Origin of the sequence: Streptomyces sp. NPDC088553, from assembly GCF_044752965.1 — a bacterium.
Lineage (GTDB): Bacteria > Actinomycetota > Actinomycetes > Streptomycetales > Streptomycetaceae > Streptomyces.
The window spans coordinates 61,853-82,742 of sequence record NZ_JBIVMG010000008.1 but is presented as its reverse complement, the minus strand read 5'-3'; the positions used below and the strand labels follow the sequence as shown (position 1 = coordinate 82,742).

At 73.4% G+C, this 20,890-nt stretch carries 17 protein-coding genes; 6 read left to right on the top strand and 11 right to left on the bottom strand.

Annotation, left to right across the window (positions count from 1 at the left end; all coding sequences use genetic code 11):
* Positions 1 to 113: 113 nt before the first annotated feature.
* The 9 genes from ACIP8Z_RS26695 to ACIP8Z_RS26655 all read right to left on the bottom strand — a co-directional run bounded on the left by ACIP8Z_RS26695 (position 114) and on the right by ACIP8Z_RS26655 (position 12,704).
* Positions 114 to 1,505 (bottom strand): aldehyde dehydrogenase family protein, encoded by a 1,392-nt coding sequence (locus ACIP8Z_RS26695; protein WP_402087681.1) that lies wholly within the window; start codon positions 1,503 to 1,505, stop codon positions 114 to 116.
* A 417-nt stretch (positions 1,506 to 1,922) separates the two neighbouring features.
* Complete coding sequence (locus tag ACIP8Z_RS26690) at positions 1,923 to 2,774, bottom strand: class F sortase (protein WP_402087678.1); 852 nt, start codon at positions 2,772 to 2,774, stop codon at positions 1,923 to 1,925.
* The gene (locus tag ACIP8Z_RS26685) at positions 2,761 to 3,444 is read right to left on the bottom strand and encodes a hypothetical protein (protein WP_402087676.1); all 684 of its coding nucleotides are present in this window, start codon (positions 3,442 to 3,444) and stop codon (positions 2,761 to 2,763) included. Before ACIP8Z_RS26685 ends, ACIP8Z_RS26690 begins: the two co-directional genes overlap by 14 nt.
* Positions 3,445 to 3,649: 205 nt before the next feature.
* A complete protein-coding gene (locus tag ACIP8Z_RS26680) occupies positions 3,650 to 5,107 on the bottom strand; it encodes a CitMHS family transporter (RefSeq protein WP_402087673.1) in 1,458 nt (485 codons plus the stop codon).
* A gap of 202 nt (positions 5,108 to 5,309) precedes the next feature.
* A complete protein-coding gene (locus ACIP8Z_RS26675; RefSeq protein WP_402087670.1) occupies positions 5,310 to 7,511 on the bottom strand; it encodes a molybdopterin oxidoreductase family protein in 2,202 nt (733 codons plus the stop codon).
* A gap of 83 nt (positions 7,512 to 7,594) precedes the next feature.
* Positions 7,595 to 8,224 carry a TetR family transcriptional regulator gene (locus ACIP8Z_RS26670; RefSeq protein ID WP_402088296.1) on the bottom strand — a complete coding sequence of 210 codons (630 nt, stop codon included), beginning with the start codon at positions 8,222 to 8,224 and terminating at the stop codon, positions 7,595 to 7,597.
* A 138-nt stretch (positions 8,225 to 8,362) separates the two neighbouring features.
* Positions 8,363 to 9,718 (bottom strand): hypothetical protein, encoded by a 1,356-nt coding sequence (locus ACIP8Z_RS26665; RefSeq protein WP_402087668.1) that lies wholly within the window; start codon positions 9,716 to 9,718, stop codon positions 8,363 to 8,365.
* Positions 9,715 to 10,524, bottom strand: coding sequence for a hypothetical protein (locus ACIP8Z_RS26660; protein WP_402087665.1), 810 nt, complete (start codon positions 10,522 to 10,524; stop codon positions 9,715 to 9,717). Before ACIP8Z_RS26660 ends, ACIP8Z_RS26665 begins: the two co-directional genes overlap by 4 nt.
* A complete protein-coding gene (locus ACIP8Z_RS26655) occupies positions 10,521 to 12,704 on the bottom strand; it encodes a right-handed parallel beta-helix repeat-containing protein (RefSeq protein ID WP_402087663.1) in 2,184 nt (727 codons plus the stop codon). Before ACIP8Z_RS26655 ends, ACIP8Z_RS26660 begins: the two co-directional genes overlap by 4 nt.
* Positions 12,705 to 12,906: 202 nt before the next feature.
* Between ACIP8Z_RS26655 and hmgA the strand changes: the two genes are divergently transcribed.
* From hmgA to ACIP8Z_RS26640, 3 genes are all read left to right on the top strand, one after another.
* Positions 12,907 to 14,238, top strand: a complete 1,332-nt coding sequence (hmgA, locus tag ACIP8Z_RS26650) for a homogentisate 1,2-dioxygenase (protein WP_402087660.1) — start codon at positions 12,907 to 12,909, stop codon at positions 14,236 to 14,238.
* 40 nt (positions 14,239 to 14,278) lie between these two features.
* Complete coding sequence (locus ACIP8Z_RS26645) at positions 14,279 to 15,028, top strand: GntR family transcriptional regulator (protein ID WP_389035669.1); 750 nt, start codon at positions 14,279 to 14,281, stop codon at positions 15,026 to 15,028.
* A 214-nt stretch (positions 15,029 to 15,242) separates the two neighbouring features.
* Positions 15,243 to 16,502 carry a type ISP restriction/modification enzyme gene (locus ACIP8Z_RS26640; RefSeq protein ID WP_402087657.1) on the top strand — a complete coding sequence of 420 codons (1,260 nt, stop codon included), beginning with the start codon at positions 15,243 to 15,245 and terminating at the stop codon, positions 16,500 to 16,502.
* Here ACIP8Z_RS26640 and ACIP8Z_RS26635 read toward each other — a convergent pair.
* Positions 16,489 to 17,226 carry a TetR/AcrR family transcriptional regulator gene (locus ACIP8Z_RS26635; protein WP_402087654.1) on the bottom strand — a complete coding sequence of 246 codons (738 nt, stop codon included), beginning with the start codon at positions 17,224 to 17,226 and terminating at the stop codon, positions 16,489 to 16,491. The genes ACIP8Z_RS26640 and ACIP8Z_RS26635 overlap by 14 nt on opposite strands.
* 62 nt (positions 17,227 to 17,288) lie before the next feature.
* Between ACIP8Z_RS26635 and ACIP8Z_RS26630 the strand changes: the two genes are divergently transcribed.
* The 3 genes from ACIP8Z_RS26630 (at position 17,289) to ACIP8Z_RS26620 (ending at position 20,314) form a co-directional block, all read left to right on the top strand.
* On the top strand, positions 17,289 to 18,227 hold the full coding sequence (locus ACIP8Z_RS26630; protein WP_402087652.1) for an ATP-binding cassette domain-containing protein: 939 nt from the start codon (positions 17,289 to 17,291) through the stop codon (positions 18,225 to 18,227).
* Complete coding sequence (locus tag ACIP8Z_RS26625) at positions 18,224 to 19,042, top strand: ABC transporter permease (protein ID WP_402087650.1); 819 nt, start codon at positions 18,224 to 18,226, stop codon at positions 19,040 to 19,042. Before ACIP8Z_RS26630 ends, ACIP8Z_RS26625 begins: the two co-directional genes overlap by 4 nt.
* A 75-nt stretch (positions 19,043 to 19,117) precedes the next feature.
* The gene (locus tag ACIP8Z_RS26620) at positions 19,118 to 20,314 is read left to right on the top strand and encodes a CaiB/BaiF CoA transferase family protein (protein WP_402087647.1); all 1,197 of its coding nucleotides are present in this window, start codon (positions 19,118 to 19,120) and stop codon (positions 20,312 to 20,314) included.
* Positions 20,315 to 20,563: 249 nt separating this feature from the next.
* Here ACIP8Z_RS26620 and ACIP8Z_RS26615 read toward each other — a convergent pair whose 3' ends face one another.
* Positions 20,564 to 20,836, bottom strand: a complete 273-nt coding sequence (locus ACIP8Z_RS26615; RefSeq protein WP_030315798.1) for a hypothetical protein — start codon at positions 20,834 to 20,836, stop codon at positions 20,564 to 20,566.
* Positions 20,837 to 20,890 lie beyond the last annotated feature (54 nt).

The following is a 20,890-nucleotide window of genomic DNA, read 5'->3' as shown; positions in this document are numbered from 1 at the left end:
GCCGGCGCGGTCGGTGGCGCCGGTGGGGCCGGCGCCACCGGCGGGGCCATGGGGGTCGGTGGCGCCAGTGGGGCCCGGCGGGGCCGGTGGGGGCTGTGGCGCCGGTGGGTGGCTCAGAACTGAAGGGACTTGGTCTGCAGGTACTCGGTGAGGCCGTGCGCGCCGAGTTCCCGGCCCACGCCGGACTGCTTGTACCCGCCGAAGGGGGCCAGCGGGTTGAACCGGCCGCCGTTGATGTCGACCTGGCCGGCCTCCATGCGGCGGGCGAAGGCGACGGCCTCCTCGGGGTCGCCCCAGACCGCTCCGGCGAGGCCGTACACGGTGCCGTTGGCGATGGCGATGGCCTCCTCCTCGTCCTCGTACCGGAGGAGCGAGACGACCGGTCCGAAGATCTCCTCCTGCGCGATGGTCATCTCCGGGGTGACGTCGGCGAAGACGGTCGGGGAGACGTAGTAGCCGGTCTCCAGCGGGGCCTCGGCGCCGCCGGCGACGAGCCGGGCACCCTCCTCGACGCCCTTCTCGATGTAGCCGCGGACGCGCTCCAGCTGCTTGGCGTTGACCAGGGGGCCGAGGCGCTCGCCGGGGACGTACTTGGCGACGGCCTCGGCGGCGAGCGCCACCGCCTCCTCGTACCGGTCCGCGGGGATCAGCATCCGGGTCCAGGCGCTGCACTTCTGGCCGGAGTTGGACATCACGTTGGCGACGCCGACGGAGACGGCCTGGGCGAGGTCGGCGCTCGGCAGGATGACGTTGGCGGACTTGCCGCCGAGTTCGAGGGCGACCCGCTTGACGGCGCCGCCCGCGAGGGCGCCGATGCGGCGACCGACGGCGGTGGAGCCGGTGAAGGAGACGAGGTCCACGTCGGGGTGCTCGGCGAGGGCCTGCCCCGCGACCGGGCCGAGGCCGGTGACCAGGTTGAAGACGCCGGCCGGCAGGCCCGCCTCGTGCACGGCCTCGGCGAAGAGCTGGGCGGTCAGCGGGGTGTCCTCGGCGGGCTTGAGGACGGTCGTGCAGCCGGCGGCGAGGGCCGGGGCGACCTTGGCGACGACCTGGTGGAGCGGGAAGTTCCAGGGAGTGATCGCGGCGACGACGCCGACGGGCTCGGCGTAGACGGTGGAGTTGCCGACCTTCTCCTCGAAGGAGTGGGTGGCGGCGAGGTCCGCGTACGTCCCCGCCACGGCGATCGGCAGTCCCGCGTGCACGGCGGCGGCGAGCTGCGGCGGAGCGCCGAGCTCGGCGGTGACGGTGGCGGCGATCTCCTCCGCGCGGGCGGCGAGCGCGTCGCGCAGGGCGGCGATCCGGGCGCCGCGCTCGGCGGGCGGGGTCGCGGCCCAGCCCGGCAGGGCGGCGCGGGCGGCGCGTACGGCCGCGTCGACGTCCTCGGCGGTGCCGGCCGGGACGTGGGCGATGACCTGCTCGTCCGCCGGGTTGAGGACGGCGATCGTGTCGGGACCGGCGGCGGGCCGCCACTCTCCGCCGATGTACATCGCGTCGTGCGCCTTCATCCGATGTCTCCTCACACTACCGACCGGTTCGCCACCCAAACTAGCGCTGTTAGTTTTTGGGCGCCAGGGCCTCCGGACGTGCCCCCGGTCTCAGTCCCGAGCCGATCGTCCCGCTCCCGCGCACCCCCTGTCCACGGCAGGACCGGACAGACGCGGCGCCCCGGAACTGGCCCCCGACTCCTGGACAGGCCGCCGCACGGGTCCCGGACGGGTGTCCCCGACCTGCGGGATTCACCACCTACCGGATTCACGACCTGCCGGATTCACGACCTGCCGGGGTCGCGCCGCGCGAGGGGTCCGCACCGCGCAGGGCCCGGCACAGCGCCGCGTCCGGCGGGCGCGCACCGGCTGGTGCGGCCCGCCGGACGCGGCGGGGAGGGGGCCGACGGAGCGGCTGGGATCCGTCGGAACCCCTGTTCAGATCTCCCGGGCGATGTCCGAGAGATGAGCGAAGACGACGATGTTCGCGTCGTAGCCGCCCGCACTGCGGTCGAAGGCTCCGCCACAGGTGAGCAGCCGGAGCTCGGGCCGCCCGGTGGAGCCGTACACCTCCTTGTCGGGGAACTCGGCCTTGGCGTACGTGACGACGCGGTCGACCGTGAAGACGGCGACCCTGCCGTCGGCGCGGGCGACCCGGACGGTGTTGCCCGCACTGAGCGAGTCGAGGCTGACGAAGATGGCGGGTCCGGTACGGGTGTCACGGTGGCCGACGACGACGGCGGTCCCGAGCTCCCCCGGGGTGACTCCCTTCGCGTACCAGCCGACGACCTCGGGATTGTCGATGGGCGGTGTGGCGAGCCGCCCTTCGCCGTCGAGACCGAGGTCCATCACAGGGGCCTCGATGGTGATGGCGGGTACGGCGACGGTGAGGGGACGTGAACGGGCCAGCGGCGCGGGCGGGGGCGCCGGACGGGGCGCCGGTACGGCCTTCGGCTTCGCCCGGGGCGCCGCCCTGGGCTTCGCCTGCGGTTTCACCGTGGATCCCGCCTGCGGCTTCCCTTCGGCCTTCACCTCGGGCTTCGCCTCCGGCTTGGCCTCGGGCTTCGTCTCGGGCTTCGCCTTGTGGTCGAGGGCCGCCGACGCGCCGACCGCCGCGCCCGCCCCGCCGGGCGCGGCCGGGGCGGCGGCGAGCGCCGGACCGTCCGGGTCCTCGTCACCGGCCCACCAGACGCCGCCGGTCACCAGGACCACGGTGACCGTCACGGTCCTGGCGAGCCGGAACAGGCGCCGTTGGCGGCGCGAGCGGCGCGAGAACCTACGCGGCGCCATTGTCGCGGCGGCGCGAGCGGCGGATCATGACCAGTCCGGCCGTACCGGCGAGGCCGGCGGCGACGGCCGCCCCGATGCCGAAGCCGGAGGAGTCGTCGGCGGCGACCTGCGCACTGCCGCCGCCACCGGCGCCGACGGGTCCGTGCGGGGGCTTGTGGTGACCGTAACCGCCGTTGCCGTTACCGCCGTTGCCATTGCCTCCGTTTCCGTTCCCGCCGTTGCCGTTGCCTCCGTTGCCGCCATCCGGGCAGTTGACCCGGAAGACCTTCGACTTGGCCGCGCCGTTCTGACCCACCCACGTCCATTCGACCTTGTACATGCCGGAAGCCAGGCCGGTGATGTCGTCGGTGTGTCCGTCACCGTTGCTGTCGACGGCGATGCTGCCGTTCTTCAGCGACGGGTCCTGGTTGCCTGGCTGGCCCGGCTGCTCGTAGATGTTCCACTGGATGCTCTGCAGGCCGTCGAAGTTGAAGGCCGCGAAGCGGAAGACGCAGCCGACCTGGGGGTGGTTGACCTGGCTGGTGTCGGGGGTGCCCTGCCGATGGACCTTGACGTCACCGTTGTCGCCGGGCGCGGCGAAGGCGGCCGGGGCACCGGCGAGGGTCACGCCGCCGAGCGCCAGGGTGGCGAGCGCCGCGCGGAACAGGGGGCGGGTGGGGAGGTTCGCCATGAGGGAGGTTCTCCAGTCGTGAGTGAACACAGCGGACGGATATTTCGATAATCCGACTATCTGTCACGACTTCGACACAGAGGGCGACGGCGCGGCCGGATCGGCCCCCGTCTCCACCCGTCCGGCCCACTCCCCCTCGCCTCCCACCAGCGCGGCCCGGTCGGGGTCGGGTCGGGTCAGGCCGCGTCGGGAGCCGAGGAGCGGCTCAGATGATGCCGAAGAGGATCCCCGACGCGAGCACGACCAGCGAGGTCAACGCGGCCCACTTCACCGTGAACCTGGTGTGGTCGCCGAACTCCACCTTCGCCATGCCGACGAGGACGTAGACGGCGGGGACCAGCGGGCTCGACATGTGCAGCGCCTGGCCGACCAGGGAGGCCCGCGCGATCTCCAGGGGCGGGACTCCGTGGGCGGCGCCCGCCTCGGCGAGAACCGGCACGACGCCGAAGTAGAAGCCGTCGTTCGACATGAAGTACGTGAGCGGGATGCTGAGCACACCGGTGACCAGGCCCATGTGCGGGCCCATGCCCTCGGGGATGGCACCGACGAGCCAGTCGGCCATGTGCTTGACCATGCCCGTGCCCGTGAGGACGCCGGTGAAGACGGCGGCGGCGAAGACCATGCCGGAGACGTTGAGGACGTTGTCCGCGTGGGCGGCGATCCGCGCCTTCTGCTCCGCCATCTTCGGGTAGTTGACCGTCAGCGCGAGCGCGGCGCCGAGCAGGAACAGCACCGGGATCGGCATCAGTTCGAGGATCATCGCGGCGAGCAGCGCGACCGTCAGTCCGGCGTTGAACCAGTACAGCTTGGGGCGCAGGGTCGCGCGGTTCGGGTCGAGCCCCTGGAACTCCTCGTCCGCACCGGAGCCGGAGCCCGGGACCGCGCCCGGCGCGCCCCCGGCACCACCGACGGGCTTCTTGGTCAGGTCCACGGCACCACCTGCACCACCAACAACACCGGCAACATCAGTGCCACCGTTGCCACCACCGGCACCCGCCGCGACGAGGACCGTGTCGGTCTCGGGCACCAGGACCTCGTCGAGCGAGAGGTAGCCGATGCGCTTCCGCTCGCGGCGCCCGAGGACGTACGCGAGGACGAACACGAAGAGCAGGCCCGTGCCGAGCGCGGGAATCATCGGCACGAAGACATCGCCGGCGTCCAGCTTCAGCGCGGTCGCGGCGCGGGCCGTGGGACCGCCCCAGGGCAGGGTGTTCATGACGCCGTTCGCGGTGGCGGCGACACCCGTCATGACCACCAGGCTCATGCCGAGCCGCTTGTAGAGCGGATACATCGCGGAGACGGTGATCATGAACGTGGTCGAGCCGTCGCCGTCCAGCGACACGATCGCGGCGAGCACCGCCGTACCCACGACGATCCGTACGGGGTCGGCCTTGCAGAAGCGCAGGATGCCCCGGACGATCGGGTCGAAGAGGCCGACGTCGATCATCACGCCGAAGTACACGATGGCGAACATCAGCATCGCCGCCGTCGGTGCCAGCTTGCCGACGCCTTCGATGACGTAGTCGCCGAGCTGGGCTCCCTGCCCGACCGCCACGCAGAACAGCGCGGGGATCAGCACGAGTGCCGCGATCGGCGACATCTTTTTCATCATGATCAGGACCAGAAAGGTCGCGATCATGGCGAAGCCGAGGACGGTCAGCATGGAGGACACCTCACGTTCACCCTTGAACTCCCGCCGAGCGGCGGTCCGGATGACGGTAGGTGCCTCCTTCTGCCGTTAACAAGACGTCGACGCGTGAGCAATACGAGCAAAACCCCAGGTCACGGCAGGGGTCACGGCCGGCATCACGGCCGGGGCCGGGCCAGGGGTCACGGCAGGGGCGGGCCAAGGGTCACGGCGGGGGTCACGGCAGGGGCGAGACCTGGACCGGGAAGCCGTTCAGGACGGCCGTGCCCGACAGGGGGTCGAGCCGGGAGCCGTCGAGCAGCTGGTTGACGTTGACTCCGGGGCGCGCGGACGCGACGGCCAGCCGGGTGCCCGGCCGGTCGTGACCCCAGCCGTGCGGCAGGCTCACCACCCCCGGCCGTACCCCGTCGGTCACCTCGACCGGCACCTCCAGCTCGCCGCCCTCGCCCTTGACCCGCGCGAGGCCGCCGTCGGCGAGCCGCAGCCGGGCCGCGTCGTCGGGGTGCACCTGGAGGGTGCACCGGTTCGTACCGCCGCCGAGCGCGGGGGTGTTGTGCAGCCAGCTGTTGTTCGAGCGCAGGTGGCGGCGCCCGACGAGCTGGACGCTGCCGGAGTCGGGTACGGCGTCGAGCGCGGCCCGCAGCCGGGGCAGGTCGGCGGCGAGCGGCGCGGCGAACAGCTCGATCCGTCCGCTGCGGGTCTTGAGGACCTGCGGGACGCGCGGCTTGAGCGGGCCGAGGTCGATGCCGTTCGGGTGGGCCCGCAGCTCGTCGAGGGTGAGCCCGTACGGGCCGAGGCGCAGCATCATGTCGAGCCGGCGCTCGGGCCCGGTGTCCCCGGTGAGCCCCGCGGCGAACTCCTTGGGGTCCGCCCCGTACGCCGGCGAGTGCTCCTGGGTCACCGCCTTGGCGAGTGTGGTGTCGATCGCGAGCTGGTCGACGGCGGACGGCGGGGCGCCGTGCATCCCGGAGACGGCGAGGATCAGCCGGGCGTGGATCTCGCACTCGTCCATCCGGTCCGCCTCCAGGGGGACGGCGGCCGGGGTGTAGCGGGCCTGGTCGCGGACGGCGAGGGCGTTGAAGGCGAAGTCGAAGTGGGCGCTCCTGGAGGGCGGGGGCGGCGGCAGCAGGACGTCGGCGTGGCGGGTGGTCTCGTTGAGGTACGGGTCGACGGCGACCATCAGGTCGAGGGAGCCGAGGGCCGCGTCGAGGCGGTCCCCGTCGGGCGCGGACAGGACGGGGTTGGACGCGACGGTGATCAGCGCCCGGACGCGGCCCTCCCCCGGGGTCTCGATCTCCTCGGCGAGCGCGACCATCGGCAGCTCCCCCTTGACCTCCGGGTGGTGCGAGACCCGGCTGTGCCGACGGCCGAGGGCGAAGCCCCTGCCGGGTCCCGCGGGGCGCGGGGCGGGCGCGGTGGCGGAGAGCGGGAAGAGGGCGCCGCCGGGCCGGTCGAGGTTGCCGGTGAGGATGTTGAGGACGTCGACGAGCCAGTTGGCGAGGGTGCCGTACGCCACGGTGGAGCTGCCCATCCGCCCGTAGACGGCGGCGGTGGGCGCGGCGGCGAGCTCCCGGGCGAGGGCCCGGATGGTGTCCGCGTCCACGTCACAGGCGTCGGCGACCGCCTCGGGGCTGAACTCCCGTACCGCGGCCCGTACCTCCTCGACCCCCTCCACATGGGCGGCGAGCGGGCCGAGGTCGGTGAGACCCTCCTCGAAGAGGGTGTGGACGAGCGCGGCGAGGAGGAACGCGTCGGCGCCGGGGCGGATGGCGACGTGCCGGTCGGCGAGGCGTGCGGTGCGGGTGCGCCGGGGGTCGACGACGGTGAGGGTGCCGCCGCGCCGGCGCAGTGCCTTGAGCCTGCCGGGGAAGTCGGGGGCGGTGCACAGGCTTCCGTTGGAGTCCAGCGGGTTGGCTCCGAGGATCAGCAGGTGGTCGGTGCGGTCCAGGTCCGGCACGGGGATCGCGAAGGGGTCTCCGAACAGCAGGCCGCTGGAGACGTGCTTGGGCATCTGGTCGATCGTCGACGCGGTGAAGAGGTTCCGGGTGCGCAACGCGCCGATCAGCAGGGGCGGGTAGAGGGCGCCGGCGATCGTGTGCACATTGGGGTTGCCCAGGACGATACCCACGGCATCTGGCCCGTACTCCTCGATCAGCGGACGGATTCTCGCCGCGATCGTGTCGAACGCCTCCTCCCAGGTCGCCTCCTGGAGCCGCCCGTCCTTCCTGACCAGCGGGGTGCGGAGCCGGTCGGGGTCGGCGTCGATCCCGGGGAAGGCGGCCCCCTTGGGGCAGATGAACCCCTGGCTGAACACGTCCTCGCGGTTTCCGCGCGCCCCGGTGACCCGGGACCCGTCGATCGTCAGGGTCAGTCCGCAGGTCGCTTCACAGAGGGGGCAGATGCGCAGGGCGGTGGACATGGCGTCTCCCTGGGGCAGCGTCGGGTCGGGGCCGAGGCTCGGCCCGCCGCGAGCATACCGACCGGTAGGCACGCCCGGGAGGGTTACGACAGGGAGGGCGAGAGATAGGCGTGAAGGAGTTGCCGGGTCTCGTCGATGACGGCCGGGTCGCCCTCGGGGGCGGCACGGAAGGCGAGCCGGACGAGGGTGTCGGCGGTCTCGACGCCGACCCGGACCTTGCGTCGCAGCGCCTCGTCGGCGGGACGGCCGAGGTGCGCGGCGAGCAGATCGCAGATCCGCTCGGCGACCAGACCGTTGGGGTCCTCGCCGGCCTCCTCGGCGGCGGGCACGCCGAAGTCGACGAGGGCGAAGCCGGGGACCGTCCGCTTCATGGCGATGAACTCGTCGAGGACACCGTCGATGGCGGCGTGGGGGTCGGGGTCGGCGGTGGCGTCGAGGTGGGCGGCGATCCGCTCGGCGTACCGGTCGAGGTTCCGGTGGGCGAGCGCGGCGACCATGGCCCGCTTGTTGTCGAAGAAGCGGTAGACGGAGCCGATGGGGACTCCCGCGCGGGCCGCGACGGCTCGGGTGCTCAGCTGCTCGTAGCCGGTCTCGTCGAGCAGTTCGGCGCAGGTGTCGAGGATCCGGGCGAGCCGCTCGGCGCTCCGCTGCTGCACGGGGGCCCGGCGCAGTGTGGACGGGGTCTGGGCGTGGGACTGGGGCACGGGGTCCATGATGCCGCTCCGGCCGTCCCGCCGGCCCGGCAGGACGCGGAACCGTCCGGGACGGCGGTGCACGGTCGGACCACCTTGATCGAGCGACACCGTGGAGCGCGTTCCGGCGGGGGCGACGGGAGCGGCGCGCGCACGCGGTCAGGCGATCAGCAGGCCGATGCCGCCGAGGGTGTACGCGATCATCAGCGCGAACAGCGGGAGTTGGCCGGCGACCGCGCGGTCGGGCGGGAAGAGGCGCACGGACCGGTCGTGGGCGGCGACGACACCGAGGACGTGGCCGGTGACGATCGCGGCGACCTGAAGCGTGGCGAGGCCTGCGGGACCCAGGAACGGGGCGGGTGCGAGGGCGTTGTCAGTGCCCCCTGCCATCATGACGGTGCGTGGTCCTTCGGTGACGAAAAGTGAGAAGTAGTGCGCGACGAGATAGCCGAGGGCGATGGGCAGGAGCGAGTGGGCGAAGGAGGTGAGCGGGGTGGTGAGAGCGCGGTTCATCAGGCGGAGGGCGCCCGCGCAGAGTCCGTAGCAGGCGGCGACGAGGGCGACGGCGGCGAGCAGGCCGAGCGTGGCGGTGGGGACGGGGCCGAGGGGTGAGGTCTGGAGGGTGGTGATCCAGCGGGGGTTGTCGGAGAGGCCGTCGTAGGCGGTGGAGCCGAGGAGGACGCAGACGGTGGCGACGAGACCGGGGGTCTGCGGGGTGGCGTCGAGGCCGTGGAAGGGGGAGCGGAGGACGAGCCGGCCGTCGGCGCGGCGGCCGAGCGGGGAGAGCCGGGCGAGGAGGGAGGAGTACACCTCGAAGGGGTCGGCGTGGGCGAACCACCGGTCGCCGTAGCGGGCGGCGCCGATGAGCTGGACGCCGGTGTGGACGGCGAGGGCGATCAGGAGGGTGGTGGTGGAGGTGTTGTCGGGGACGACGAGTTCGAGCCAGGTGAAGAGGAGGAGCCCGAGGGCGGCCGGGCGGATGCCGACGGCGGCGGGCAGCGGACGGGGGTGCCGCGGCGGGTGCAGGGAGTGGGCGGCGCGCAGGGGGTTGAGGAGGCGCCAGACGGGGCCGAGGAGGAGGGAGGCGGGGACGAGTCCGACCCAGAGCAGGACGTAGAGGGCGCCGGGTGCGGGGTTGCGGTCGGGGTCGTCGGGCCCGAGAAGGAGGTGGAGGAGGAGGACGAGGGCGGCGACGGCGCCGAGGAGCCGGAGCGCGGTGCGGGTGGCGGGGGCGTCGGCGACCCGTTGCAGGGCGGCGGGGAGCGGGCGTCCCGACAGGTCGCCGCGGAAGCGGGAGGTGGACCAGAGCAGCCCGAGGGCGAGGAAGGAGAGGAGGAGCGCGGCGAAGGCGCCCGCGTAGGCATAGAAGGGCGAGAGGGGGAGGTCGTGCCGGGAGCCCACGCCGTGGGCGAGCGGAAGGCCGGGACCGGGGCCGGGATCGGGGGTGAGGGCGTGGGCTTCGGCTTGTGCTCGGGCGTGGGCGAGTCGGGCGGCGTGGGTGAGCGTGCCGGTCATCGGACGACGAGTTGGGTCAGCAGGAGTCCGGACTCGTGGGTCTCCACCTCGAAGAGACCGGTGCGGTCCGCGGTGAGGGTGAGGGTGGCGGGGGTGCCGGGAGAGAGGGGGAGTTCGCGGTCGTAGCCGTGCACATGGAGGGTGTCGGCGCGGTCGCTGGTGACACGGAGGGTGAGACGTTCACCCTTCTTCAACTCGACGCGGGAGGGGGGTGGTTGGACGGTCGATCCGGAGACGGTGATGTCGACGGTGCGGTCGGTGGCGGTCGGCCGGGGTTTCGGTGCCGGGCTCGGGGGCGCGGCGCCGTCCAGGCGGACGGTGGCCTGGACGGGGGCGCCGGCGACGGCCCAGGCGGTGTGGTCGTCGGCGTGGAGGCGGACGGTGAGGGTACGGGTGCCGGCCGGTACGTATCCCCACGGGCTGTAGAGGCGGCCGGCCTCACGGCCGTCGGTCAGGAGGCGGGCGTGGCCGCGGCCCGGGAGGGCCGCGCCGCCGGTGCTGTCGGGGGTGAAGCGGAACCTCTCCACCGTGAGGTGGACGTTCCAGCCGCCCTCGGCGTCGGGGCGGGTCTCGACGCGGACGGTGGGCGCCTCCGCCGCGGGGAGCTCGCGGAGCCGGTGCCCGCGCTCGTCCCGCGCGGTGAGCAGGGTGCCGGTGTCGCCGGTGGCCTCCTCGTGGCTGGTGCCGGGCTTGTGGTGGGTGGTGGCCCGGCCGCCGCAGCCGGTGAGGAGCAGGGTGGCGGCCAGGGCGGCGGCCAGGGCCGCGACGAGGCGCGGGCGGGTGACGCCGACGCGTGGCCGCCTCATGCCGTGGCCTCGCCGTGCGGCCGGGTCTCGGCCGGGGCGGCACCCGCGCCGGGGGCCGCACCGGGGGCTGTGCCGGGGGCGGCACTTGAGGCCGTGCCCTCCCGTGGGCCCGCCTCCGGGCCCGCCTCGGGGTCGGGCCCGGGTGCCGCGTCCCCCGGGGCCGCGTCCGACGGGGCCCGGCCGGGGGCTCCCGCGGCCACGACCGCCCACAGGACCCAGATCACGCCCAGCAGCAGGCGGAGCCAGGCCGGGCTCAGGGGGATGCCGGGGACCATCAGGATCGCCTTGTCGAAGGCGTCGAGGAGGGTGAGGGCGCCGAGGACCACGGTGGTCCAGGCGAGGACGGGGCGGGTGGGGCGCAGGGCGAGGCCGAGGAGGGTCCACCAGACGCCGGTGAGGAGCAGCGCGAGGGCCGGGACGACGGTCGGGGTGAGGGCGAGGGTCGAGCCGGCGACGTCGAGGGCGAGGCCCGCGAGGCCGATGAGGGTGGCGGCGCCCGCGAGGCGGTTGCCGCGCAGGCGGCGCCACCAGAGGGCGAAGCCGGCCAGGGCGAGGACGAGGGAGCCGCCGAGGGCGAGCTGGGTCTCGACGCGCTGGAGGCCGCGGGCGCCGTACCAGTCGCAGCCTGCCGGGAGGCGGCGCGCCTGGACGTTGTAGTCGGCGCAGACGAGGAGTTGGGCGAGTTTGACGGGTTCACCGATGAGCCGGTCGGTGTCGCCGGAGACGTCGCCGCGGCGCGCCCCGCAGCCGGGCAGGGCGCCGGGGCTGGCGGCGCCGGTGTCGGACTGCCAGCAGTTCCCGCTGCCCTGGCCGTCCCACCAGACGTCGGTGCGGTTGGGGCGGGCGGTGCCGGACTTGTCGACGCCGAGGTGGTTGCCGGCGTAGCGGTTGTGGTGGGAGGTGTCGGTCTGCTTGCCCCAGGCGGATTCGCCGCGGATGAAGGCGGGCACGGCGTTGAGGTAGAAGGCGGTGCGCTGGTGGCCGTAGACCCAGTTGTTCTCGTAGAGGTTCCAGTTGCCGCCCGCGGTGATGATGCCGGTGCCGGGGGGCATCGAGATCTGGGGGCAGACGACGCCCTGTTCGTAGCCGCGCTCGACGGGCGGTCTGGCGCAGGTGCCGTCGGCGACGTACGGGTAGTAGTTCTGGTTGTTGTCGTGGATCAGGTTGCGTTCGAAGCGGGCGTGGTTCTGCGGCAGTCCGGGGTGGCCGGGGAAGGCGGAGTCCATGGAGGCGCCGCCCATGTTGTGGTCGAACTCGTTGTCGTGGACCCAGACGGAGTCTCCGGCGGTGCCGGAGTAGCCGACCATGTTGTGGTGGCTGCGGCAGCCGGTGATCTCGATGGAGTAGCGGGGGACGTCGTAGCCGCGGCCGTCGTTGATGTCGGAGGCCGAGCCGGGGTAGATGCCGGAGTCGCCGTTGCCGTAGGACTCGCAGTTCTTGTAGAGGCCGTGGTCGGAGGCGAAGGTGAGGAAGCCGTACTCGTCGTTCCAGCGGGTGAGGACGTCGTCGATGACGAAGCCGTCGGCGGCGAGCACGTACAACGAGTTGAACGTGGTGCGCTGGGCGGTGAAGTTGCGGAAGTAGACGCCGTCGGTGCCGTCGGCCCGCAGGGCGTTGAGCTTCTGGTACTTGGCGTCGATGACGACGTCGAGGCGGGAGGCTCCGGTGCCCTCGATCTGGAGGTTCTTCTTGCCGAGGATGGCGACGAGGTTCTGGTTGTGCGGGCACTGCCGCTGCTGCTCGTAGCTGAGGATCTGGTACCCGAGCGAGGACCTGGGCGCGTCGAGCGTGGCGCAGGCCCCGGTGGGCGGGGTCAGCGAGGGCTCCTCCTCGTACAGGCCGGGGAGGATCGCGATGGTGAGGCCGGGCCGGTCGACGGCGTCGACGGCCTGCTGGAGGTGGCGGTAGCCCTTGCGGGCGCAGCGCTCGTAGAGGGTGCGGTTGCGGGCCTTGAGGGGGGCCGGGAACCGGGAGATCCGGCTTTCGAACGCGGTCCGGTCGGTCTTGCAGACGAGGAGGTCGGGCTCTCCGGTGCGGAGCTTCGGCACGGTGCCGGAGCCGTCGGGGAAGGTGACGGGCCGCTCCTCGTGGGCCTGGGCCCCGGGGGCGGTGAGCAGGGCCGCGGCGAGGGCCGCGAACACGACCGAGAGCGCGAGGACGAACCTTCGGGTCCAGGACATGCGCGTGAGAGTAGAGCATTGTTCATCTTTTTTGACCCCCTCGCGCAGCGCTCGTTTCACCGCCGCCCCGACACCGGAGGCCGACGTGCCGTTTCGGCCACCGGCTTCCGCCACCCCGTTGACGTGAGCCGCGCGGAATCCTACGGTCATGCATAGGATTCCCTTGTGGGCTTCCCTTGTGGGCTCAGGACAGGAGCGGGCGATGACCACGGAGCAGGCCGAGAAGCGCGAGCAGGCCAGGAAGACGGCCGAGGCGCTCGGCTACAGCACCGGTTTCGGCAACGAGCACAGCTCGGAGGCCATCCCCGGCGCGCTGCCGCACGGCCGCAACTCACCGCAGCGGGCGCCCCTCGGCCTGTACGCCGAGCAGCTCAGCGGCAGTGCGTTCACCGAGCCGCGGGCGCACAACCGCCGCTCCTGGCTCTACCGGATCCGCCCCTCCGCGGCCCACCCGCCGTTCACCCGGATCGACAACCGCGACGTCCGCTCCGCGCCCTTCGACCAGACCGTGCCGGACCCCAACCGGCTGCGCTGGAACCCGCTGCCCGACCCGGCCCCCGGCACCGACTGGCTGGCCGGCCTGTGGACCCTCGGCGGCAACGGCGACGCGACCCAGCGGGCGGGCATGGCCGTGCACCTGTACCACGCGAACGCCTCCATGGAACGGGTCTTCGGCAACGCGGACGGCGAACTGCTGATCGTCCCGGAGCGCGGCGGCCTGCTCCTCCGCACCGAGCTGGGCCTGCTCGCCGTCCACCCCGGTGAGACTGCGCTGATCCCGCGCGGGGTCCGCTTCCGCGTGGACCTGCTGGAGGAGACCGCCCGCGGCTACGTCTGCGAGAACTACGGGGCTCCTTTCCAGCTCCCCGACCTCGGCCCGATCGGCGCCAACGGCCTCGCCAACGCCCGTGACTTCCGGGCGCCGGTCGCCGCCTACGAGGACGTCGAGGGTCCGGTCGAGGTGGTCAACAAGTACTGCGGCAACCTCTGGTCGGCGACGTACGGCCACTCGCCGCTCGATGTCGTCGCCTGGCACGGCAACCACACCCCGTACGTCTACGACCTGCACCGCTTCAACGTCATCGGGACGATCTCGTACGACCACCCCGACCCGTCGATCTTCACGGTCCTCACCTCGCCCTCCGACACCCCGGGGCTGGCGAGCGTGGACTTCGTGGTCTTCGCCCCGCGCTGGCTGGTCGGCGAGGACACCTTCCGGCCGCCGTACTTCCACCGCAATGTGATGAGCGAGTACATGGGCCTCATCGAGGGCGCGTACGACGCGAAGGCGGAGGGCTTCGTGCCGGGCGGCGGTTCGCTGCACAACATGATGTCCGCGCACGGCCCCGACCGGGAGACCTTCGACCGGGCGAGCGCCGCCGAGCTGAAGCCGCAGAAGATCGACGACGGTCTCGCGTTCATGTTCGAGACCCGCTGGCCGGTGACCGCGACCCCGCAGGCCGCGGGCGCCGACCACCTGCAGAAGGGGTACGACGACGTATGGCAGGGTCTTGAGCGCCACTTTCGGCCGTAGTGTCTCGGCCGTAAGCCCGTAGCCTTCGTACGGAGATCCCGTGACCGCCTTCGCACCCGACTCGCTGGTCCTGAACCGCAAGCTGCCGCTCTGGTATCAGGTCTCGCAGTCGCTGCGCGCCTCGATACTGGGCCGCACGCCCGACGCCTCGCTGCGGCTGCCCACCGAGGAGCAGCTCGCGGCGCACTACGGCGTCAGTGTGCTCACGATGCGCCAGGCCCTCAAGGAACTGGAGGAGGAGGGCCTGATCAGCCGGCACCGGCGGCGCGGGACCTTCATCGAGCCGGGCGCCCGGCGCTCCACCCCGCGCCGGCTGCTCGGCTCGATCGACGCGATCGTGGCCCAGCAGTCGGGCGAGCGGACGACGGTCCTCGGGCACGGCAGCGAGGCGGTGCCGGGTGAGCTCGCCGAGCATTTCCCCGATCTGACGGAGATCGTCGCGTACCGGCGGCTGCGCCGCGACGGGGAGAGCGGCGAGCCGACCAACTGGGCGGAGAACGCGGTGCGTCCCGAGCTCGCGGCCGCGATCGACCCGGCCGATCTGGAGCGCTGGCCGATGACGAAGGTGCTGCGGGACGTCGTCGGGGTGCGGATCAGCCGCATCACGGACACGGTCGAGGCCCGTCTCGCCGACCCGGAGACGGCGGCGCTCCTGGAGGTCCCGCTCCTGTCGCCGATCCTCCACTACACGGGCGTGACCTACGACGAGGAGGGCAGGGTCGTCGACGTGGCGCGCATCCGGTACCGGGGCGACCGCTTCTCCTTCACGGTCACGGTCGAGGCCCAGTGACGGTCACGGCCGAACCCCCGTGACGGTCAGCGACCGAGACCCGGTGACGGTCACCGCCGAAGCCCCGTGACGGTCCAGGCCGAGACCTCGTGGCGGTCCAGGCCGCGACCCCGTGACGGTAAAGGCCGAGGCCTCATGACGGTCCAGGCCGAAGTCCAGCGTCAGAGGGGCAGGGCCGCCGGGCAGTGGAGACCCGCGGACGGCGGTCGTTAGCATGCGGGGCGTGACGGAAGCCCCCGGAGCGAACAACGCCGATCTGCCTCCCCTCGCCGACGCGCCGCCCGTCGCCGACCTCCCCCTGCTCGACGACCTCATGCCGTGGTCCGTCGCGCCGCTGCGTTTCGGCCGCTCGTGGATCGTGGCGCCGGACGCGCGGACGCTGCGGGCCCGCTGGGACCGCCTGGCGGCCGCCGAAGGGGCCGAGCGCGAGGCCCTGTTCCGCCCCAGCCGGGCGCGGACCCCGTCGACCGCGGTCGCCGCGCTGCCGGGCCGGCGGACCGGGACCGTGCGCTGGGCCCGCGAGCCCGGGCCGTGCCCGGAGCCGGTACGGGTCGCGTGCGGGCCGTTCGACGAGCAGCTGCTGCTGCCCGACCACCGGCTGATCGACGCCGCGCGGCCGGAGCTGTGGCGGGTCGTCGGCGGGCCGCAGCTCTTCGCGGTCGAGCAGGGTCACGTGCCCGGGGCGGCCGGCCCCGCGCTCCTGGTGACGGCGGCGCTGCCCGAGGGCCGCTCCCCCGCGGGCCGACCGGGCCGGATCCGTCCGCTGTTCCGGCGTCCCGGTGGCCTGGAGCCGAACCTCGCCCCCGGCCTCCTCGGCTTCCTCGGCGAGCGGTACGGGCACGAGGTCGACGCCCTGGAGTGGCTCGCGTGGACGGTGGCGGCGGCCCGTCCCTCCCCCGCCGGATGCCGGGTGCCGCTCCCCGGGGACGCGGAGGTCTGGGCGGCGGGCGTGGCACTCGGCCGGGACCTCGTCGACATCCAGGTGCGGGGCGCGCTGACCGGGACGAAGCCTCGGCTGCCGGGCGGGCGTCGTCCGTACGTGCGGGCGGCGGTGCCGCCCCGCCCCGGGGCGTTGACGTACGACGCGGCCGACGAGGCCCTGTGTCTCGACGAGGGCCGCGTCTCGCCCGTACCGGCGGAGGCCTGGGAGTTCAGCGTCGGCGGGGCGCGAGTCCTGGAGCAGTGGTTCGCGCGCCGGACCGCCCCGGCGGAGCCCGGGTCGCTCGACGCGATCGGGCCGGCGGCCTGGCCGCAGGAGTGGACCTCGGAGCTGCTCGACCTGGTCACGGTGCTCGCGCTGCTCGGCGCGCGGGAGCCGGAGCGGACGGCCCTCGCCACGGAGGCGGCCGGGTCCGCGGACCGTGAGGAGCTGCGGGCGGCGGGCGTCCTGCCTCCGCCGACCGGGTCCCGCCGGCCGGCCTCCGTGCTCGACCATCAGGAGGAGGGCCCGGAGGGCCAGTTCATGCTGGTGTGACAGGACCCTCCGGCGGCGCGAACGAGTCGAGGAGGCGCCTGATGGTCAGGGCGAAGATCTCGTCCGGGTCGACGGGAGCGGCGGGGGCCTCGGCGAGCAGTCCGGCGAGGTGCGGGTACTTCCCGCTCGCCACCTGCCCCATGAGGTAGGCACCGCGGACCGCCTGCTCCTCCTCCTCGGACCAGGGAAGGCCGCGGGCCCGTTCGGCGATGGCCTGTTCGTTGGCGACGGTCGCCATCACCGTGCCGTTGACCATGGCGATCAGCTGCATCTTCTGCCCCGGGGGGACGTCGAGCGGGGCGAGGCAGCCGAGGCACCACTCCAGGAAGCGCAGGGCGTTGGGGCTGAATCCGTAGGCGGTGGTCATCACCCGGGCCAGCCAGGGGTGGCGGTACATGATCGCGCGGCTCTGGTACGCGATCCCGGTCATGTCGGCGCGCCAGTCGCCGCTGGGCTCCTCGGGGAGCACGTACTCGCCGCTGACGGCGTCGACCATCAGCTCGTACAGGTCCTCCTTGCGGGGGACGTAGTTGTAGAGCGACATGGTGCCGCAGCCGATCTCGGCGGCGATCCGCCGCATGGAGACCGCGTCGATGCCGTCCGTGTCGGCGACGCGCACGGCGGCGTCCACGATGTCCCGGCGGCTGTACGCCGGTTTCGGGCCGCGGCCCGCGCGTTCGGGCCGCGCCCAGATCACTTCCGGTTCGGCCGCTCGGCCCGCCATGGATCATCACCTCGCTCCCATCGTAGTTACGTACGCCGTACGTAGTGCGGTATGGTCGCGCCATGACGACTACGTACGCTGTACTTAGTGAGGGCCTTCAGAAGCGGTACGGCGATGTCCACGCCCTCCGCGGCCTCGACCTCGCCGTCCCCGAGGGCTCGGTCTGCGGCGTCCTCGGCCCCAACGGGGCCGGCAAGACCACCGCCGTCCGGGTCCTGACGACCCTGGTGAAGCCCGACGCGGGCAGCGCGCTGGTGGCCGGCCACGACGTGGTGCGCGACCCGGCGGGGGTACGGAAGCGGATCGCGGTCACCGGGCAGTACGCCTCCGTCGACGGGGACCTGACAGGCGCCCAGAACCTGCGGCTCTTCGCCCGGCTGCTGCGCGCCCCGCGCGCCCGCGCCGACGAGCTCCTGGAGCAGTTCGGCCTCACGGCGGCCGCCGGGCGCCCCGCCCGCACCTACTCCGGCGGCATGCGGCGCCGGCTCGACCTGGCCGCGAGCCTGCTCGTACCGCCGCGGGTCCTCTTCCTCGACGAACCGACGACCGGGCTCGACCCGCACAGCCGCAACGGGATCTGGGACGCCGTACGGGGGTTGGCGTCCCGGGGCACCACGGTGCTGCTGACCACGCAGTACCTGGAGGAGGCCGACCAGCTCGCCGACGACATCGTCCTGATCGACGAGGGCCGCGTGGCCGAGCGCGGCACCCCGGCCGAACTCAAGGCCCTCGTCGGCAGCTACGCCGAGATCGTCGTCGCCGACCCCTCCGCCCTCGAAGCGGCCGCGGCCGTCCTCGACCGGCTGACCGGCTCGGCCCCGGTCCTGGACGCCGGGCGCCGCACGGTCGGCTCGGTGAGCACGGACGGCACGCTCACCCTCCCCCGGATCGTGCGCGAGGTCGACGCGGCCGGGGTCCTCGTCGTCGACGCCTCACTGCGCCCGCCCACCCTCGACGAGGTGTTCCTGCGCCTCACCGACCGGAAGGACCTCGTCGCATGAGCACCGCTCTCGTCCAGGAGCAGGGAACCCGCCCGGTGAGCACCGCTCTCGTCCACGACGGAGCGGCCGTCCTCGGCCGCCACCTCCTCCGCATCCGGCACGCGCCGGCGATCACCGTGATGACCCAGACGATGCCGATCGTGTTCCTGCTGTTCTTCGGGTACGTGTTCGGCAGCGCGCTCGCCATGCCGGGCGCCGAGTACCGCTCCCACCTGGTGCCGGGCCTGCTCGTCGCGACGGCGGCCGGAGGCCTGATGACCGGCATGTTCCAGGCCGCCCAGGACGCCCACCGAGGCGTCATGGACCGCTTCCGGACCATGCCCGTGAGCCGGTCCGCCGTCCCGCTCGGGCAGGCCCTCGCCGACCTCGTGACCAGCGCCGTCGGCACCGTGCCGCTCCTCCTGGTCGGGCTCGCGATGGGCTGGCGGATCGAGGGGACGGCGCCGGAGGCCCTGGGCGCCTTCGGTCTGCTGCTGCTCTTCCGCTTCGCGACGACCTGGGTCGGCATCCTGCTCGGCCTCGCCTCGAAGAGCGAGGAGGCGGCGGGCCAGCTCGGCAGCGCCACCTTCATGCTGCCGCTGCTCTCCAACGCGTACATCCCGACCGACAACCTGCCGGGCCGGCTGCGGACGGTCGCCGAGTGGAACCCGATCTCGGCGGTCACGACGGCGGTGCGGGTCCTCTTCGGCAACGCGCCCATCCCGGCGGACGCGGCCTGGCCGGTGGCCCACCCGGTCGCCGGGGCGCTGCTCTGGTCTCTCGGCCTGATCGCTCTCTTCGCCCCGCTCGCGGTCCGCCGCCACACCCGGGGCTGACGCTCCCCGTCCCCCACCGGGGGTGACATGTCCCCTGGTGACAAGGACCGGCCCCGCAGGGTAGGCAGGGCTTTCATGAGCACTCAGCCACTCCCCCTCGAAGGCATCACGGTCGTCGCCGTCGAGCAGGCCGTCGCCGCCCCCTTCGCCACCCGGCAGCTCGCCGACCTCGGCGCCCGCGTCGTCAAGATCGAGCGCCCCGACGGCGGGGACTTCGCCCGGGGGTACGACACGGCCGCGCGGGGCCTCGCCTCCCACTTCGTGTGGTGCAACCGCGGCAAGGAGTCCGTGGCGGTCGACCTCAAGGACCCGCGCGGTCTCGCCCTCGTACGGCGGCTGGTGGCCGGCGCGGACGTCTTCGTGCAGAACCTCGCCCAGGGAGCGGCGGCCCGGCTCGGTCTCGACGCCGCCGCGCTGTGCGCCGCGCACCCCCGGCTGATCGCGGTGGACGTCTCGGGGTACGGGGCGGAGGGACCGTACGCGCACAAGCGGGCGTACGACATGCTCGTCCAGTGCGAGGCGGGTCTGGTGTCGGTGACCGGGACGCCGGAGCGGCCGGTCAAGTCCGGGATCCCGGCGGCGGACATCGCCGCCGGGATGTACGCCTTCTCCGGCGTCCTCGCCGCGCTCGTACGGCGTGGCACGACCGGCCGGGGCGGCCCGGTGGAGGTCTCCCTGCTCGACTCGCTCGCCGAGTGGATGGGGCACCCGTTGCATTACGGCATGCATGGGGGTACGCCCCCGGCGCGAACGGGGCTCGCGCACGCGGTGATCGCTCCGTACGACGCCTATCCGACGGCGGACGGCGGCCTGGTGCTGCTCTCCGTGCAGAACGACCGGGAGTGGCGGCGGCTCGCCGGACAGGTCCTCGGCCGGCCCGACCTCGCCGACGCCCCGGACTTCGCGACGAACACGGCGCGGGTGGCCGGGCGGGCGGCGACGGACGCGGTGGTCGCGGCGGCGCTGGCCCCGCTGACGGCGCCCGAGGCGCTGGCCAGGCTCGACGCGGCGGGCATCGCCTGCGCCCGGCTCAACTCGGTCGCGGAGCTCGCGGACCATCCCCAGCTGACCGCCCGTGACCGCTGGCGGGAGGTCGAGTCGCAGGCCGGGCCGCTGCGTTCGCTGCTGCCGCCGATCGTGTTCCCGGACGCGCCCGAGCCGCGGATGGACCGGATCCCGGCCCTCGGGCAGGACACGGACGAGGTCCTCGGGGAGCTCGGGGTGCCCGAGGCGGAGGTGAAGGAGCTGCGGGGTGCGGGGGTGATCGCCTGAGACCGTACGGGCCCGGCACCGCTCACGGGGGCCGGGCCGCGCACGGGGATGGGCCTCACGCTCGGGGACGGGCGTCACTCACAGGTGCGGGCGCCACTCACGCGCTCGGGCCCGTGGCCGGGCACGACTGATCGCCGGACGGGCGGGGACACGTCCGGCGATGTCGCAGTCATGCGGTCGGAGTCGTACGGGCCACCGGGCGGAAGCGGGCGGGAACCTCGGGGTCGCTCGGCCCGGTGCGCCCGGCTCCTAGTGGCGCGTTCCGAAGAGGGAGCGGCGCAGGCGGCGGAGCGGGGCGAAGAGCGAGACCCGCGCGCTGCGGCTGCGGTGACCGTGCACCGGAACCTCGGGCGTACGCGACGTCAGTTCACGCATCAGCAGCGTCGCCTCGGCCACCTCTCGCTGGGGCACGGCGGGACCGCCGAGCACCGCGAGATGACGGTCGAGCCGCGAACTCGTCGCGCTGCTCCCGCAGGTGATGGCAGGCACTCGCGGCCTGCTGCGCATTGCTATCTGTTCCATGTCACTCCCCACCCGTACAAGGGCACCCGACCCAGGGCAGGTTAACCCTATCGC

Excerpts from the sequence above, each read along its gene's own strand:
- ACIP8Z_RS26695 (WP_402087681.1), bottom strand. The coding sequence starts at position 1,505 with ATGAAGGCGCACGACGCGATGTACATCGGCGGAGAGTGGCGGCCCGCC.
- ACIP8Z_RS26670 (WP_402088296.1), bottom strand. The coding sequence starts at position 8,224 with ATGGACCCCGTGCCCCAGTCCCACGCCCAGACCCCGTCCACACTGCGC.
- ACIP8Z_RS26640 (WP_402087657.1), top strand. The coding sequence starts at position 15,243 with ATGCGGGGCGTGACGGAAGCCCCCGGAGCGAACAACGCCGATCTGCCT.
- ACIP8Z_RS26635 (WP_402087654.1), bottom strand. The coding sequence starts at position 17,226 with ATGGCGGGCCGAGCGGCCGAACCGGAAGTGATCTGGGCGCGGCCCGAA.
- ACIP8Z_RS26675 (WP_402087670.1), bottom strand. The coding sequence starts at position 7,511 with ATGTCCACCGCCCTGCGCATCTGCCCCCTCTGTGAAGCGACCTGCGGA.
- ACIP8Z_RS26620 (WP_402087647.1), top strand. The coding sequence starts at position 19,118 with ATGAGCACTCAGCCACTCCCCCTCGAAGGCATCACGGTCGTCGCCGTC.
- ACIP8Z_RS26665 (WP_402087668.1), bottom strand. The coding sequence starts at position 9,718 with ATGACCGGCACGCTCACCCACGCCGCCCGACTCGCCCACGCCCGAGCA.
- ACIP8Z_RS26655 (WP_402087663.1), bottom strand. The coding sequence starts at position 12,704 with ATGTCCTGGACCCGAAGGTTCGTCCTCGCGCTCTCGGTCGTGTTCGCG.
- ACIP8Z_RS26615 (WP_030315798.1), bottom strand. The coding sequence starts at position 20,836 with ATGGAACAGATAGCAATGCGCAGCAGGCCGCGAGTGCCTGCCATCACC.
- ACIP8Z_RS26690 (WP_402087678.1), bottom strand. The coding sequence starts at position 2,774 with ATGGCGCCGCGTAGGTTCTCGCGCCGCTCGCGCCGCCAACGGCGCCTG.
- ACIP8Z_RS26660 (WP_402087665.1), bottom strand. The coding sequence starts at position 10,524 with ATGAGGCGGCCACGCGTCGGCGTCACCCGCCCGCGCCTCGTCGCGGCC.
- ACIP8Z_RS26625 (WP_402087650.1), top strand. The coding sequence starts at position 18,224 with ATGAGCACCGCTCTCGTCCAGGAGCAGGGAACCCGCCCGGTGAGCACC.
- ACIP8Z_RS26685 (WP_402087676.1), bottom strand. The coding sequence starts at position 3,444 with ATGGCGAACCTCCCCACCCGCCCCCTGTTCCGCGCGGCGCTCGCCACC.
- hmgA (WP_402087660.1), top strand. The coding sequence starts at position 12,907 with ATGACCACGGAGCAGGCCGAGAAGCGCGAGCAGGCCAGGAAGACGGCC.
- ACIP8Z_RS26680 (WP_402087673.1), bottom strand. The coding sequence starts at position 5,107 with ATGCTGACCGTCCTCGGCTTCGCCATGATCGCGACCTTTCTGGTCCTG.
- ACIP8Z_RS26630 (WP_402087652.1), top strand. The coding sequence starts at position 17,289 with ATGACGACTACGTACGCTGTACTTAGTGAGGGCCTTCAGAAGCGGTAC.